This window comes from uncultured Methanobrevibacter sp., assembly GCF_902771435.1.
GTDB lineage: Archaea > Methanobacteriota > Methanobacteria > Methanobacteriales > Methanobacteriaceae > Methanocatella.
The window spans coordinates 58,372-76,913 of record NZ_CACXXB010000006.1; the positions used below are offsets into that span (position 1 = coordinate 58,372).

Here is an 18,542-nt window from a genome sequence, read left to right on the forward strand (position 1 = left end):
GGGTGATTGTATGGCTCATCCACATGTAAAGGCAATTGAAAAGATGAATCCGGCATCTTTAATTAATATAATTGAAGAGTCTCAAATGACATATGTGCGTGAAAACTTAAGCGTATTTCTGCACAGAAGCCAGATTGTTCTTTTAAAGCAGGTCAGAAAGCATGAAAAACCTCATCACAAACGCATTAGAATCAGGCAATATGAAAAGGCGGAAAAGGATGACCTGTTCAACATGCATTTAGGACTGTATCTCAAGAAATATGAAAAACTTGCCAAAATCGGTTTGATTGAAATAGACAAAAATCCCGATAACGGACTTGCCTATGACTGCACACTAACCGAAAAGGGCCGGGAGGTTTTGGAAGAAATCGACAGCCTTGAGCGCGAGTGGGAAAGTGTCGTCAACATTAACGATGATGATTTGAAAGTCCTGAAGAAACTGGCTTTAGATTCATTTGAAATTTCATATAACCACAAGAAAAAGAAAGGTTTCATTTTTTAAGAATTTCAAAATCCATGGCTATTGAATCATATGCATCTTTTACACATTCAATAGCTTCTTTTTTTGTTTTAAAATAATATAAATGGCTTTCACAGTCACAGTCAGAACATCCAAAATCCCTGATTCCTGATGTTTTTGATGCGATGTATTTTGAGAGGTCACATTCTATTTTTCGATTTGATCTGTTGTAGATTACCTCAGTGATTTGTGAATATTTTAGAAAGTAGTCTATGTGCCAGTGAAGCTTTTTATCATCGCTCAGGTGTCTTTTAATTCTTGAAATCAGCGAATTCATCGCCGAGCCCACATAGACGTAATAACCTTTCTTGAATTTGATTTTGCCTAATTTTTTTCCAATTTTAATCTCGGAAGTTTCATCCAGTCTGATGACTAAACAGTAACATCCTTTCATCATGGATTACTTTGACTTTAGGATATATTAAAATGACCTATATTTTTTCTAAATTTAAGTTGATTATTTATAATATTATCCATATAAATTAAATTAGTATAAAATAATTTTTATTTGTGGAGGTCTAAAATTGTTTGTAAAATCGAATAAATCAATCATAATTGGCTTATTGTTATTATTTTCATTGATCTTAATTCCAATAAGCTTTGCAGCGGATAACACTACTGCAATATTGAGTCATGAAACTGCCAATGTGACAGATGCAGTTTCAGTTCCTTTGGAGGATAATGCTTTAGCAGCATCAAACGATTATTATTTTGATGCGTCAGCTGAAAGCGATGGGAACGGATCCATATCCAGTCCCTATAAATATCTAAAAGCTGAATATATAAAGGAAAATTCCAATCTATATTTTGCCAATGGTCAGTATAATTTGGATAAGGCCAAAACCATTCAAGAGGTAAATATTATAGGCAGTGATGTGGACAGGACAATAATCAAATATGACGGCCAGGCATTCACGGTCAGCAACCAGTTTACAGTTAAAAACGTCACATTTATGGATTTGTCCATTACTAATAATGCTAAATTCACTGCATCCAATGTGATTTTTGAAGAAGGCTACGGATCCAGGCCGGACAGCTATGGAAACAATTGGGGCGGTGCAATATATACTCCGGATGGTTATGAAAACGCTTATGTAAATGTTAACAATTGCACCTTCAAAAACAATTATGCGGTGTATGGCGGAGCCATCTACATTGGTGCGGGCAATTTAAACGTGTCAAATTCATTGTTTTTCAACAATTACGCATACAATTATGGAGGTGCAATAGCATGCGATTATGCTTCCAGTATTTTCGTTTCCAAATCCAAATTCTACAATTCACGTTCACAGGAAGATGCCGGAGGAAGCATTTACATCAGGCAGGCATCCAGATTCACCGCAGACCACATTGATATTTCAAATTCATCTGCAACTTTCGGCGGTGCATTGACAACATTAAACACTACCGTTTCACTAAGCTATGTTAATATGACTGATAACTCCGCCAAATATGATGGAGGTGCAATTTTTCATATGTATGGTGGATTTACAATGTCATATTCAAGATTCATCAATAATTCTGCCAAAAACGGCGGTGCAATATTTATTGACAACTCCACAAACGCAATTTTCATGCGCAATACTTTTACAGACAATAAGGCAACCGATACCGGAGGAGCAGTCTATTCCATTTTAAATAAATTTAACCCTCCATTTCCAAGAGTCAACACTTTTAATTCTAATATTGCAGCTCATGGAAGCGATTATTATGATGCCTCTAGCATTAATTTAACAATCGGAAATGGAAATTACACAATGTATAATATGGAGGTGAATCCGATATCATCTCTTCCAAGCAGATACAGTCTGATTGATGAGGGCTATGTTACCACTGTTAAAGACCAGCAAACCAGCGGTAACTGCTGGGCATTCACTGCACTGGCTGCTTTGGAATCATGCATTCTGAAGGCAACCGGTGAGACATTGAATCTTTCTGAAGAAAATATGAAAAACATCATTGCAATGTATTCCGACTACGGCTGGAAAATAGATACCAATGAGGGGGGCTATGATAATATGCCTTGGGGATATCTTGCAGGCTGGCTGGGTCCTGTGGATGAAACTGATGACCAGTTTGATGACAAGTCAACATTATCTCCGATATTGAACAGCATCATGCATGTTCAAAACATCAAGTTTTTAAAGCGCAGCTCCTTTACAGACAACGATGAAATCAAAAGGGCAGTCCTGAATTACGGTGCTGTAGGTACAGCATTTTATTATCATAATGATTATTATAACTATCAAAAATATGCTTATTACTGTGGGTATAGTACTGGTGGCAACCATGCAGTAACAATCGTCGGATGGGATGATACATACTCAAAAAATAATTTTAAATATGGCAGCGCTCCTGGTGACGGTGCATGGATTGTAAAAAACAGCTGGAATTCAAACTGGGGAAATAAGGGATACTTCTATGTGTCATATTATGATGCAAATTTTGCAAGGCCTCAAGTGGAAGCCTCTGCATATACTTTCATTTTAAATGACACAATCCGTTTTGATAAAAATTACCAGTATGATATAGCAGGAATGACAGATTACTTTTACAGCACCACATCAAATGCATTGTACAAGAACAGATTCACATCAACTTGTGATGAATATCTGGCGGCTGTTTCAACATACTTTGAAAAAGCAACCAACTGGACAGCAACAGTTCTTGTAAATGATGAGATAAAGGATGCATTATCCGGAATTTCAGCTTCAGGTTATTATACATTCAATCTCAATAAGTTCATTCCAGTCAAAAGCGGTGATGTCTTTGAGGTCATATTCAATATTACCGCCTCTGGCGATGTGGGTGTTCCGATATCTGAAATATATTCTTTAAATAAATTGGTTTATGCTCCAGGCGTTTCTTATATAAGCTGGGACGGTGTAAATTGGTTTGATTTATACAATTTTTCTAAAACTTACCCTGATCACACTTATAATTCAGGTGTGGCTTGTATTAAGGCATTTACATATTTAAACCCAATCAATACATTGACAAATCTGAGCATTGATTTTAAACGGGAGGGATTATCCAACATTTCAGCCAGGATTTATGACGAATTTGGAAATCTTGTAAAATATGGAAATGTCACTTTCAATATAAACGGCGAAAACCGGACTGTCAGTGTGGAAAATGGTGTTGCAAAATTATCATATGGCTTTAATAAAAAGGTCAATTCAATATCCGCTTCATTTGATGCAACAGGTTACAATTCATCTTCCAACATGACATCTTACACTCTTCCAAAAATAGATATTGAATGGGCATTAAACATTACCAAGGTTTTCAATAATGTCAATATCACAGTAACTGCCAACAAACCGCTTAATGAAAGCATAATTATGAATATCAACGGTGAAAACCTTCCATTCAATTTAACCAACGGAACTAACACATTAACAATAAAGAATTTAGCCAATAATTTGTACAGTGTTCATGTTTCACTTTCCGATGATTCCGATTATTCTGCGGGTATTTTAAGCGGGGAATTTGTAATTGAGATGTATAAGACAAAAATTATCTCCCGCAGTTTAAATGCAACTGATGACGGTGCATTCGCATTCACTATAACTCTGTTGGATGAAAACGATAATGCGGTATCAAATAGGCAAATCATTTTCACAGTTAACAACTCCACATATGTAAATACAACTGATAATAACGGTCAGGCTATTGTCTATATCAAAATGGATAAGGGAGTTTATGACATAGCTTCATCATTTAATGGAGACAACAGTTATTTCGCTTCAAATGCAACAGATTCTATAAACGTTAAAGGAAAAATATGGATTGACGTGAATGTAAATGTCTATAGCAACAATGCATTCATCAATGTTTTCGGATCAAATCGCATAAATGAAACATTCACAGTTCTTGTTAACAACAGGCCTCATAATGCAACTTCAAAAGATGGGGTTGCCACATTGATATTACCTGATTTGGCAAATGATGTTTATAACGTTAAAGTATCTTTAAATGAAAGTGAATATGAGTTCAATGAAGCCGAAACCCAATTCACAATCAACATTGAGGATAATGTTGAAATTGAAAGCAGCATTGAGATTTCAGGTGATGATGCAATAATCAATATAGAAATTGGGGATGTCAGCGGTAATGTAAATGTAATTGTAGATGGAAACAGCAATGTTTACCAACTCGCTGGCGGAAAGGCAAACCACACAGTTAAGGACATATCTGCAGGCAACCATACTTTAATAATAATATATGAAAACAAAGAGTTCAAATCCGAAATATTCACTGTTCCTAAAAGGCAATCCAGCATTGAATTGAGTTTCGATAACATTAAAGTCGGTGAAAAAGCCACAATAAGTGTTGATGTTCCTCAAAAAGCTACAGAAATGGTTTCAATTGACATTAACGGAACTTCATACATGGTGAATTTATCCAAAACCAATACTTTGGATTTAATTTTTGACCGCGCAGGCAATTATTCAATCGTAGCTACATATTGTGGTGATTATAACTATGAATCATCAAAATCACAGGAATACACTCTCATCGTAGCCGATAAGAAAAGGGCCAACATTTCCATTGATGTTCCTGATGATGTAAAAGTTGGTGATGAAATTCTAATAGGAATCACATCCGGCACTGATGCACAGCTCGCTGTCACCATCAATGGAGAAGTTCAAAGCATAATTTATGCAAACGGTCCATTGGGATTATCTTTAGGCGATGTTCTCCAGGCTGCTAACGGTAAAGTTAAATATGTTCCTTTAAAAGGAGGAATCTATAATATTACTGTAATTGCAGGTGAAAATGAAGAGTATGCAGGCGAAACCGTAACCAAAGTATTTGAAGCAACTAAAAAAGAGGCAATACTTACAGTTTCACCAATTGCTGATGCAAAAGTCGGCGATAAAGTTACAATCAGTGTTGTAAATGAAACTGACGGTGCTTTAACCATTAAAGTAAACACAGAAAAAGTGACAGGCGAATATGAAATCACCAAGGCGGGAACATATACAATTACTGTTGAAAGTATTGAAACCGATGAATACAAAGCAGGATTTACAACCTACGCGTTTAATGTTGCTGAAGAACCTGTAGGGCCGGGTAATATTACTGTTGTCATTGATGGTAAGGAATATATTATTCCTGCGGTGAATGGCACAGCTATTGAAACAGGTATGGATGATGAACTTGCCGAAGCTAACGAAAAGATTAAGAATTTAACCGGTGAGTTGGCTGATGCTAATAAGAAGGTTGATGATTTAATCGGTGAGTTGGAGGAAGCTAAGGTTAATGCTACTAATTTGGCTGATGAATTGGATGATGCTAATGGTAAAGTTGAGAATTTGACTGGTGAGTTGGAGGAAGCTAAGGTTAATGCTACTAATTTGGCTGAGGATCTTGCTGATGCTAATAAGAAGGTTGATGATTTAACTGGTGAGTTGGAGGAAGCTAAGGTTAATGCTACTAATTTGGCTGAGGATCTTGCTGATGCTAATAAGAAGGTTGATGATTTGACTGGTGAGTTGGAGGAAGCTAAGGTTAATGCTACTAATTTGAGTGAGGATCTTGCTGATGCTAATAATAAGGTTGATGATTTGACTAGTGAGTTGGAGGAAGCTCAAGCTAATGCTACTAAATTGGAAAACGACCTTGCTGATGCTAATCAAACAATCGAAGATTTAATTAAACAATTAGAGGAAGCTAAGGCCAATGCCACTAACACCACAGTTCCTGAAGCTGTTGTTGTAGATGGTGTTGAGTATCCGATTGAATATGTGAACGGTACTGCTACTGTCGAAACCAATAAGACAGAACCTGTCATTCCAAAATCATCTGAATTCAGTGAAATTACAATCAGTGATGATTTAACCATTTCCATTGTACTCAAAGACAGTGATGGAAATGTTATTGCAGTTGCTCCAATTGCTTTCACTGTAAATGGAGTTGTACAAACAACAACCACTGATAAAGACGGTAAATTCACAGTTAAAGGTGAAAACGGTGCTTTAATTACCATTAACTATGCAGGTGATGCTAATATTACTGGTACTAACACCACCTTGAAACTGAACCGTCCTGCTGTTCCTGAGGTTGTTAAAATTGCATCCCAATTTAATGTTTCCAACCGTGCTATTACCATTAACGGTTATGCCGTTGACGGTCCTGCCGGTGAACAGGGAATATACTATGCTACAACACTTTTAGATGCTAATGGCAATCCAATATCTAATGTATACATGGAATTTGCTGTAAACAACAAGATTTATAACAGAACAACCTATGAAAACGGCAGCTTCAATCCGTATAAACTCAACATGATTAGGGCGGGCAGATACACAATGGCATTCAACTTTGCAGGTGATGAAAACTACACCAATGCATTCGCATGCGTATGTGTCGATCTGGATAAAAAGCCGATAACCATTAAGGCATCCGCCAAATCATACAAGGCATCTGTCAAAACCAAGAAGTACACTGTCAGCTTATCCACTATTCCGTCTGTACATGATGGTAAAGTCTATTTAAGTCCTAAACTTGTCACACTAACTGTGAATGGTAAGACATACACAGGAAAAACTAACGATAATGGACAAGTCACCTTCAAAATAACTAATTTAAATAAAAAAGGAAAATACACAGCAGATATTAGTTATAAAGGTGATAAGACTTATGAGGAAGCTGTCAAGTCAGTTAAATTAACAGTTAAATAATGGGAATCATATTTCTCATTATTAATTTCTTTTTTTTCAACGATTTTTTTATCATTTAAAACTTATTTTTTATCAAATGATTTGGATTTAAATATTTGGTTTGATATATATTAATAATGTAAAGTTCATTTTTTAGACTTAACTTTATAGTAATAATTTATATTAAATCGAGTGATTGAATGAAGGTTGATAAAAAAATATTCATATGCACGGCTATTGTATTGATGATGCTTTTATGCATCAATGCATCCAGTGCAACCGAACCGCTTAATCAGACATCAGGAGCAGATATTGGCGATAAAATCGCAATTAATGACGCTTCTGATGATGTATTGAGCGTGAGTGGAAATGATGATTTGAAAAACCAGTTGGATGATACAGCACTGGCCGACGGGACTGGTGATGCAATCTATGTATCTGTAACTGGAAACAATGAAAGCGATGGTCAAAGCAGGGAAACTGCGGTCAGGACAATCGCTAAAGCTGTTGAACTTGCAAATAACGGTCCGGGTAAAGTAATTATTCTTGAAGGTACCTACACAGAAAGCAACATTGAAATCGATAAAGACAAGCCGATTTACATTGCAGGTGAAGGTAATGTGGTGATTGATGGAGGTTCTGATTCCAACAGCATTTTTGTAATGCATGGAGGGGAAGCCAGTTTCACCAACATCAAGTTTACAAATGCAAATCCGTCATACGGCGGAGCAATCTTTATGAATTCTGAATCCGGAACCGGCAGGGATGTTATTGATGTTAATGTCCTTGTCGATAACTGTACTTTCGATGAGCTTAAAACCACTAAACGTGGCGGAGCTATTTATGCATGGTATGTTCAGGGAGATATCATAATAGAAAGATCCAATTTCTATAATATGAATGTAAGCCAGTGGGGAGGAGCTGTCTGTGTTGGTTACTCTCCTGATGTTAATGTGGGAATTTACGGTTCTAAATTTGAAAACAACTCTGCCAATAATGGTGGAGGGGTCTATTTGCAGGCTAATGAAGTAAACATGGTTGATTCCACATTCAACAATAATTCCGCAACTTATGATTCAGGTGCAGTTTATTTATATGACAGTATTGCAACTGCGGATAAATGTGTATTAACCAACAATAAAGCCGGAAGTGAAGGGGTTGCCGTTAAGTTTACAAGACCTACAAGCGGCAGTCCGTCTGTAAAAACTTTAACTGTTACAAATTCAGTGATTGAGAATAACAGTGCAACTGACGCAACATTGCCTGCAATCTATGTGGATATGCAGACTTTGTACATTTCATACTCCTCATTGATAAATGACATTTCTATTGAAACACGTACCGGACAGGGATATGGTGCAGTATACGGTCAGGGAATTGCAGTTGCAAACAATAACTGGTGGAATACCAACGATCCGACAGCAAAAGTGTCCGGGAAAAACATTACTGTCGACAGATGGGTTGTCATGAATGTTGAAGCCAGCACTTCCCAGGTGGAATCAGGTGATGAAGTAACATTGACAGTAGATTTTAACCATGTAAACACCACTTCCGGAGTTTTGGAAGAATTGAGTGGTGGTGAAATTCCTAAAGAAAGCTACGATGTCAAATTCACAGCTGTGAACGGTACAGTCGAACCTGAAACTCTCACTGTTTTAAAAGGTGAAGTAAAACAGGCAACATTCACTGCTGCCGGTGCAGATGCGCTTGTTAATGTAAAGTCAGGTGAAGCCAGTGAAGATATAGTATTTAAAGGACAGTCAAGCCAAAATGATTATCATGGAATAATATATGTGGACGTAAACGGTGATGACAGTCAGGAAGGATCTATAAACGCTCCTGTTTCAAGCATAGCTAAAGCTATTGAACTTGCAAACGATGGATTGGGCCAGATTGTCATAAACGAAGGAACTTACAAAGGAAACATGTATCATGTAACTAAAGCTTTAAACGTTACCGGTAACGGCAATGTTGTTTTGGATGCTGATGGCGGAAGATTATTCACAATGGAATATGGTGATAGTGCAGATTGGTTAATATTAACCAATTTAACTGTTGTCGGCGCTAATAATTATCATGGTCAGGTGGTATACAGTTTTGCAGACGATCTGATTTTAACCAATGTGAAATTGACAGAAAACCCAGGTTCAGGCAGCCTGATTAAAAACTATGGTAAACTGACCATGGACAGCTGTGTAGTTGCAAATCACAACGGCGGAAACATTATTGATGGAGGAAGCATTAACATTACCAATACAGTATTTGAAAATAACACTGTAACAGATTATGCAATCATCTATACAACTTCCAATACCAATGCAATCATTGAAAACACCACATTTGCAAACAATGTTGGTCAATTGGGAATTGTAAAGGTATCAGGCAAGGTTACAGTAAGGGATTCCAGATTCACCAACAACACAAATAATGTTGGGTATGGTGGTGCAATCAACGATTTTGATGAACTGACAGTTACCAATTCCACATTCATTGGAAATAAGGCTAATAAGGATGCAGGTGCAATTCATGTAGCATCCAACAGGATGGCAACAATCACCAAGTCAGTATTCATTGATAACGCCGCAGGTGCAGGATGTCACGGTGATGCGATAAGCAATGCCGGTGGACTGACCATCAATTACTGTGTATTGCTAAGCGATGGTGAAAACGGAATTATTTACTCATCAAGTGAAAATGAAGTCAACGCCAAATACAACTGGTGGGGAACCAACAGCAATCCTCAATCATTAAATGATGTCGGAACCTATGAAGACGACTGGGGAAATGATGCACCATGTGAAATCGACTCCTCAAGATGGGTCGTAATGAATGTAGCTACCGATTTGACAGGTGAAGCTATTGAAGTTGGAGACAACGTGGAAATTATAGTTGACTTTACCAATTATATGGATCCAGCCAACAACTTAAAACCTTTAAGCGACAGCATTCCTGAAGTTGAGGTCACATCAGGTGCTGTCAATGGTGATTTAAACTCCACTGAGGCTGTCACTAAAGACAATGTTGTCAAATTCCTTTACACAGCGGTCAATCCAGGTGATGATACTGTAACAGTCAGCTCCTCTAAAGCAAGCATTGAAATTCCAATAACCGTTGAAGGTTCTGCTGAATCTGTAATCTATGTTGATGGGGCTAATGGTGCAGATTCAAACGATGGTAAAACCAGAGAAACTGCAGTTAAAACAATTGAAAAAGCTGTGGAAATCGCTGATGGTAAAATTATTGTTTTAACCGGCGAATACACCGTAAACACATTATTGAACATCACTAAGGATTTGGAAATAATCGGTGAAGGTGATGTTACTGTAAACTCAAACGCCAGAACTACAATCACATATGAAGAATGGGACGACTGGGATGAAGATTGGGTAACCCAAACCAAAACTATCTACAATTTAATAGAAAACAACGCAAACCTTAATATTTCAAACATCAAGTTCACTCTTGTTCCGGCAAGTATATCAGATGTTTTAATTTTAAACAATGCAAATTTATTAATCAACACTTCAGAGTTCAATAACATTAAGGTAACTTCATCCAAGGGCGTAATCCAAAACATTAAGGGTGCAACCCTGAAAGTCAACGGAACCACTTTCAAATCTTCTTCAAGCACTTATGGAGCTATAAGCAGCAATGGAGAATTATTGGTAAACAATTCCAGATTTTTAGACAATGATGTGTCTTCCAGCACAGGTTCTGCTTCAGCTGCAATAACAGCATACAATAAGGCCACAATTTCAAATTCACAGTTCAAAAACAATAAGGCTGCCAGTGGTGGTGCAGTATATGTAATGTACTCATATACCAATTTGGTTAATCCTGTCGTTGATATTGTTAACTGTACCTTTGATGAAAATGGTGCAAGTGGAGGTTATGGTGATGGTGCTGCAGTAAGATGTAGTGGTAATCAGGTTACTTTGACAATCACTAACTCTACATTTAACAAGAACACTGCCAATAGGTATGGTGGTGCAGTATATACACAGGGTAGCGTAACTATCAATCAGTGTGTTTTCACAGATAACAGTGCTTCTGCTGGTGATGCAATATATGCATATGGTGGTACTACTAGTGTTTTAAATTCAATAATATTGGAGGATGGTAATGCAATCAGCAGGTATGAAAGTACCTATTCAGATCCTGCAACTGTAACTGCCAATGATAACTGGTGGGGAAGTAATGATGCACCTGCAAATATAGCTAGTGGCATAACAGTGCAAAGTTGGGTAAGGATGGATGCAGGTTTCACACCAATCAGTGCTCAGGCAGGTGATGATATAACTGTGACCGCAACATTTGACAATGATAAATTACCTGATGGTGTTATTAAAGTAACATTTACATCAACCAGTGGTAATTTAAATGAGGTTGTAACCGTTAATGATGCACAGGCAAGTGCAACCTATACAATTGACATCAGTGATGTAGATGTCACTGCAACTTCTGGTGATGTTAGTGTGGTAATGCCGATAGAACCTCCAGCTCCTGCAGGTACAATCTATGTGTCATATGAAAACGGTGATGATGCAAGTGATGGTCTGACTGCAGATACCAGTGTGAAAACTATTGCTCATGCAGTTGAGCTTGCAGATGCAGGCATTGGCAAAATCATTCTTCTGGAAGGAACACATGTGCTTGGCACAACATTACAGATTACAAAAGACCTTGACATTAGAGGTATCGGTGATGTGGTAATAGATGGAAACAACAACAGATTCATCCAGAATGGTGCGGGTCTCAATCTCACCAACATCGGATTTACAAACGGATATTCTTCTGGTTCCAATTTGATATACACTTCATCCGACGGTAAATATCTCTCTTTGGAGAATGTCAGATTCTATAAAAACAGCGCCAAATATGGTGTTTCCGCATCCTCAGGCACTAAATTAATAATCAATAATTCCCAATTCTATGACAATAATTTATTTAGGGCAAATCAGAATTCATTGGGTGTCATATATTCAAACTCTGCAATAACAACAGTTGAAAATACAGTATTCAGAAACAACACCGTACAAAAAGGTGCAGGAATTTGGGCAAGTAAGTCAAGTTCCGCTCAAACAGGCAGTGTTGATGTAATAAACTGTACCTTTGACGGAAACGTTGCACAAAACGGTAACGGTGCTGCAATATTCATGTCCGGCAGCGTTATCGTAAATGTGGTCAATTCAACATTCACAAATAACCTGGCCAATATGAGTGCAAACCATGCTGGAGGATACGGTTCTGCAGTATATATTGGAACAGGAACAGGTAAAATAACTGTAAGCAAATCAGTATTCATCAATAACACTGGTAACGGGGAAAACAATAATGATGCAGGATTCTACATCGGTGCCGGAAGCCTTGATGTGTCAGATTCAATCATCCTTACCAACGACGGTGATGAGAGATATGCAGTCAATGCTGCTGGTGGAGCAGTAACTGCCGAGAACAACTGGTGGGGTAACAACGATAAGGCAAATACCAATGCAGAAGTTACAAACATCGTTAAAATGACTGCAACATTAACACCTGAAGATGCCGCAGCAGGCGATGAAGTGACAATAGCTGTTGGATTTGACAATGAAAATCTTCCTAAGAATGTCATTAATGTAACTTTAACATCCACAAGCGGTTTATTGAATGAAACAATCACAATGAATGGCAATCAGGCCAGTGTAAATTACACTATTGATGAAAGAGACTTGTCAATATCCGTAAAATCATCTCAGGCTGAAATATTATTCCCATTCAATCCTGAAGCAGGTACAATATTTGTTTCACCTGGCGGTGATGATTCAAATCCGGGTACCCGCGATGCTCCTGTTGCAACAATCGCAAAAGCTCTGGAACTTGCAGCTAAAGGAAAAATAGTCCTTCTTGAAGGAACCCATAAAACCGGTGATTTGGGAATAGTGTCTGATGATTTAAACATTACAGGTGAAGGAAGAGCTATTATAGATGCTCAAAACAGTAACAGAATACTTTACGTTGGTGAAGATGCAAAAGTTGTTATTTCCAATGTCATCATGGTAAACGGATACACAATTGATGAAAGTGGTGCACTTTTAGGAAACAGCAACGAATTGACCCTGATTAACTGTACACTGGCAAATTCATCAGCTTCACAAAACAACGGAGGAGCCATTTTCAGCGTAGGCAAACTGACAATAATAAACACTACAATAGCAAACTGTACTGCAGTCAGAGGTGGAGCAGTCTATACCCAAACTGAAAATGATGATACTCAGATAAATATATTCAATTCAACATTTGAAAATAACATTGCAAAAGGTAAGGAAACCTGGGGTGGCGGAGCCATTTACGCTCAGCGTATCGGAGCAATTTATGAATTTGCATTGACAGTCGACAATACAACATTCAAAGGAAATAAAGCCCAAGGCACATCCTGCGGTGGAGCAATACAAATTGAACAGTTAAACTCTGATGTAAAAATAACAGGAAGCGAATTCATCGCAAACCATGCAAACGGAAAAGACGGCTACGGTGGAGGAGCCATATATACATCATCCCCTTCAAGTTATGACAGACAGGGCAAAATGGCAATTTCTGACAGTCTGTTTGAAAACAATACCTGTGATTCAAACGGTGGAGCTATTCATGCCAAAACCACTACCGTAACTGTTGCAAACTCTGTAATTATAAACAACAAAGATGCAAATGATTTGGCAGTTTACGGATTAAGATCCGAGGTCACATCTCCTTCAATCACACTGAACGACAACTGGTGGGGAACTAACCTCAGTCCAAAAGAGTTTGTTGGAGGAAACGGATATAGGCCAACTATAAACAGATGGGCCATTCTGACAGTAACAAATGACACTCCAATAGTTGCCGGAAGCACTGTAAAATTAACCGTAAGCATCAACAGCTACACTACCGGAACTGCAAACGGCACATTATCCAAGCCGATTACAGTAAAACGCAGTGAAACAATTAAAACCTCTTTCGAAGATATTACAGGAACTTTGGAAAATGGTGAATTCACATACGACTATACAGTCCCTGAAAACCTGAAATTCATTGCAGCAACCGTTGACGGTGAAACACAGATATTGTATGCGGTATCATCACAGGTAACCGTTGAAATAAATGACATCAATGCAAGAAAATACGATAAGGTAACTGTTGAAATCAATGTAACTTCAGACAGTACCGTAAATGACGGTGAGGTTGAATTATACGTCAACGGCGAAAAGCTGATAGCAACCATTGAAGTTAAAGACAGCAAAGCTATTGGTGAAGTTGTAATTTCTGAAAATGAAGGCATATATAACCTGACAGCAAAATACGTCAACGGATTGCCGTTGTTTGAGAATGCTCAGAAAAATGCCACTTTAACAGTCAGCGGAACTTATGGACTTTACAATGAAACATTCTTCAACTTCTTTGATGAGGAAGGTAATTTAAGGGATGAAATCACAGAAGATGAACTGGTATTCCATGGCCAATTCAGCGATTTGGGCATTAATAGAATAAACATTCCAAGAACAATTTCTATTAAGGGAGATAATGCCGTATTGAATGGCATTGCATTGCATATCCAGTCTGATGATTCAAAAGTCTCTGATATTTCATTAATAGCTGATGGAAGCGACTTCAGTGAAAATGGGGGAGCTGCCATTTTGGTTGAAGGTGAAAACATTGAATTAAACAATGTATCTGTTGACTACACTGCTCCGGCTAATGTTGCAGCCTATGGTATCTTGGCTAAATCCTCAAACGGATTCAAATTATTGGATTCAACCATAATATTTGATGCAAACAATAAGGCCGGCATAATCCAACAGGCAGGACTTATTATTGACGGCTCCAGTGATGTTGAAATCAAAGGAAACAAAATCAATGCCACATTGCCTGCACGTGATGTCGCATACAATTATTATTACTCTGAATTGAGTGGAATCTATCAGGATCTTGTATTGGGAATCGGAATGCAGGACTGTGAAAATGTTGAGTTCACAGACAATGAGGTCACTGTCGATGCCAAATCAGCTGACGGTGAATTTGCAACAATCGATTCATTCATGGTGGATACCATCAGCAATTTATTGATTAAGGGCAATAATTTTACTCAAACCGACTTCACCGGTGTTGGAAAAGCGGGATATGCAAACGTTTTGGATTTATACAACTTTGAAGGTGTAACTGTTGAAAACAATAACATTCTTATAAATACAACTACCGGTGAAAATGGTGCTGGAACAGCCTATCCTATACAGGCCACAGGTCCGTATTCAGGTCTTGTTATCACCACCAACAACCTGACTTCAGTCTCCAGAGGACCTGCATTGGGCATCTACTCACAAAACTATGACGGCATAACAGACATTATCGTAACAAACAACAACATTGATGTGACAGGATATGCTACATCAAATGAATATGCACTTGTTTCAGGCATGGAACTTCAGGACAGCTCCGCTAAGGTATATAACAATACCATTTACTCCAGAAGCATTTCAGCATATGACGATGCAAATACATTGTATGGAATAAGCTATGCCCAGTACACTTCAGGAACCCACACCTATGACATCAGGGACAATAAAATATTCACTGAAGGAAAATATGCAGTATATCTTATGAGCGCTAAGGATTCAAACGTAACCGGCAACACATTATATGCCCATGAACTGATAAGCGATGAGGCCGTAAATATCGCTTCAGGCGAAAATAATGTAGTCAGGGATAACCTGCCGTCAGACGTTTCCAAACTGACTGTTGAAGTTTCAAACATTACCGTCGGCCAGGATGCAACAGTCAACATTACCTTTAACGGTGATGTCAATGATAATGTGACAGTTGTTGTCGATGGCGAAATATATGTTGTTGAGGTTATTGGCGGATTTGGAAATCTTACAGTTTCTGACCTTGCTGCAGGAGACTACAAAGTCACCGCAATATTCAAATCAGACATCTATGGCGATTTTAAAAACAGCACAATATTGAATGTGGCCAAATTGGACTCCAAAGTAAGCGTTACAGTCTCTGATGCCGAACTTGGAAAAGATGCAGTAATTGCCGTAAGCATTCCTGAAGCTACAGGAAATGTAACAGTCATTGTAAACGGCAAGAGGGAAGAGATTCCATTGGATGAAAACGGTAATGCAACATATACTATTGAGAATATCTCTGCAGGCGATTATTATGTGGATATAATATATTCAGGTGATAAAGATCATGCGTCTGCAAACGAGACAAAATCATTCACAGTTGACAAACTGCAGTCACAGATTAACGTAACTGCTGCTGGCGAAGTTAAAGCTGGTGTTGAAACAACAATCTCTGTCAATGTTAGTGAAGGTGCCACAGGCATTGTAATCGTTAATGTCGGCAACACTGAGTATGCAATTGATTTGGAAAAAACCAATAATATTACTGTTGCATTTGATAAGACCGGCGAATACTCTATTGTTGCCAAATATATGGGTGATGATAATTATGAAGCAGGTGAATCTGAAACTGCAACTGTTGTTGTCAGTGATAAGGAAGCTGCCAACATTCAAGTGGAAATTGTCTCTAAATATGACCTGACTGTTGGTGATGAAGTCGAAATCATCGTTAAAGCCGATACCAACGCTGAATTGATTGTATTGCTCAACGGTAAAGAACTCAATCCTGGATCCAACGGCGTATTAAGCGCATCATTAAGCAATATCCTTAAATCAGTTGAACAGTCATACAAATTCACTGCAGGCAAAGCAGGAATCTACAACGTTACAGTTCTTGCTAAAGAAAACGATGAATATGCGGCTGAAGTATACAGTGAAGTATTCTTAATCGGCATTAAAAATGCAACTGTTGAAATCACTCCAATAACTGATGCTAAAGTCGGCGATAATGTAACAATTGAAGTTACTGCTGATAGTGATGGTGCTTTAACCATTAAAGTCAACGGTGAAGCTGTAAATGAAGTATATGAAATCACAAAAGCCGGTTCATACACTATTACAGCCGAAAGCGCTGCGACAGAAAATTATGCTGCAGGATTTGCAACATACACATTTGTTGTAGAAGAAGAACCTGTTGAACAGGATAATAACGTTACTGTTATTGTTGATGGTGTTGAGTATCCTGGTGAATTAGTCAACGGCACTGTTACCATTGAAACAGGTTTACCTGATGAGCTTGCTGAAGCTAAAGAAAAGATTGAGAATTTAACTGGTGAGTTAGAAGAAGCTCAGGCTAATGCTACTAGATTGGCTGGTGAGTTAGCTGATGCTACTGATAAGATTGCTGATTTAACTGGTGAGTTAGCTAATGCTACTGATAAGATTGCTGATTTAACTGGTGAGTTGGCTGATGCTCAGGCTAATGCTACTAGATTGGCTGGTGAGTTGGCTGATGCTCAGGCTAATGCTACTAGATTGGCTGGTGAGTTGGCTGATGCTAATGCTAAGGTTGAGAATTTAACTGGTGAGTTGGCTGATGCTAATGCTAAGGTTGAGAATTTAACTGACGAGTTGGCTGATGCTCAGGCTAATGCTACTAGATTGGCTGGTGAGTTGGCTGATGCTAATGCTAAGGTTGAGAATTTAACTGACGAGTTAGCTAATTCTACTGATAAGATTGCTGATTTAATTGGTGAGTTGGCTGATGCTCAGGCTAATGCTACTAAGTTGGCTGATGAGTTGGCTGATGCTCAGGCTAATGCTACTAGGTTGGCTGATGAGTTGGTTGATGCTAATGCTAAGGTTGATAATTTGACTGATGCTCTTGCTGATTTAACTGATGAGTTAGCTAATGCTACTGATAAGATTGCTGATTTGACTGGTGAGTTGGCTGATGTTAATGCTAAGGTTGATAATATGGCTGGTGAGTTGGCTGATGCTTATCAAACAATCGAAGATTTACTTAAACAGTTAGAGGAAGCTAAGGCTAACGCTACTAACAGTACACTTCCTGAGACTGTTGTTGTTGATGGTGTTGAATATCCTATTGAGTATGTGAACGGTACTGCTACTGTAGAAACCAATAAGACAGAACCTGTCGTTCCAAAATCATCTGAGTTCAGTGAAATTACAATCAATGATGATTTAACCATTTCAATTGTGCTTAAAGATGGTGATGGTAATGTTATTGCTAGCGCTCCAATTACATACACTGTAAATGGTGCTGCAAATACTACTGTAACTGCTAACGACGGTAAATTCACAGTAAAAGGTGAAAACGGTGCTGTAATTACCATTAACTATGCTGGTGATGCTAATATTACAGGTACAAACATTACCTTGAAACTGAACAGTGCAGCTGTTCCTGAGGTTGTTAAAGTTGCAGCTCAATTTAATATTTCTGATCGTGCAATTACCCTTAACGGCTATGCCGTA

Annotated in this window: 4 protein-coding genes; 3 read left to right on the top strand and 1 reads right to left on the bottom strand. The window is 38.1% G+C overall.

Annotated elements, in window-relative coordinates:
* Window positions 1–10 precede the first annotated feature (10 nt).
* Window positions 11–502: a hypothetical protein gene (locus tag QZU83_RS02705; RefSeq protein WP_295609443.1), complete on the top strand. Its 492-nt coding sequence runs from the start codon at window positions 11–13 to the stop codon at window positions 500–502.
* On the opposite strand, the gene QZU83_RS02710 is transcribed toward QZU83_RS02705, so the two are convergent.
* Window positions 492–914 carry a DUF123 domain-containing protein gene (locus tag QZU83_RS02710; protein WP_295609450.1) on the bottom strand — a complete coding sequence of 141 codons (423 nt, stop codon included), beginning with the start codon at window positions 912–914 and terminating at the stop codon, window positions 492–494. The two genes, QZU83_RS02705 and QZU83_RS02710, sit on opposite strands and share 11 nt — an antisense overlap.
* Window positions 915–1,098: 184 nt before the next feature.
* Here QZU83_RS02710 and QZU83_RS02715 point away from each other — a divergent pair, with 184 nt between their 5' ends.
* Both QZU83_RS02715 and QZU83_RS02720 read left to right on the top strand, forming a co-directional pair.
* Window positions 1,099–7,209, top strand: a complete 6,111-nt coding sequence (locus tag QZU83_RS02715; RefSeq protein ID WP_295609444.1) for a C1 family peptidase — start codon at window positions 1,099–1,101, stop codon at window positions 7,207–7,209.
* Between the two features lie 179 nt (window positions 7,210–7,388).
* Window positions 7,389–18,542: right-handed parallel beta-helix repeat-containing protein (locus tag QZU83_RS02720; protein ID WP_295609445.1), on the top strand; the 11,154-nt coding region annotated here is incomplete at its 3' end.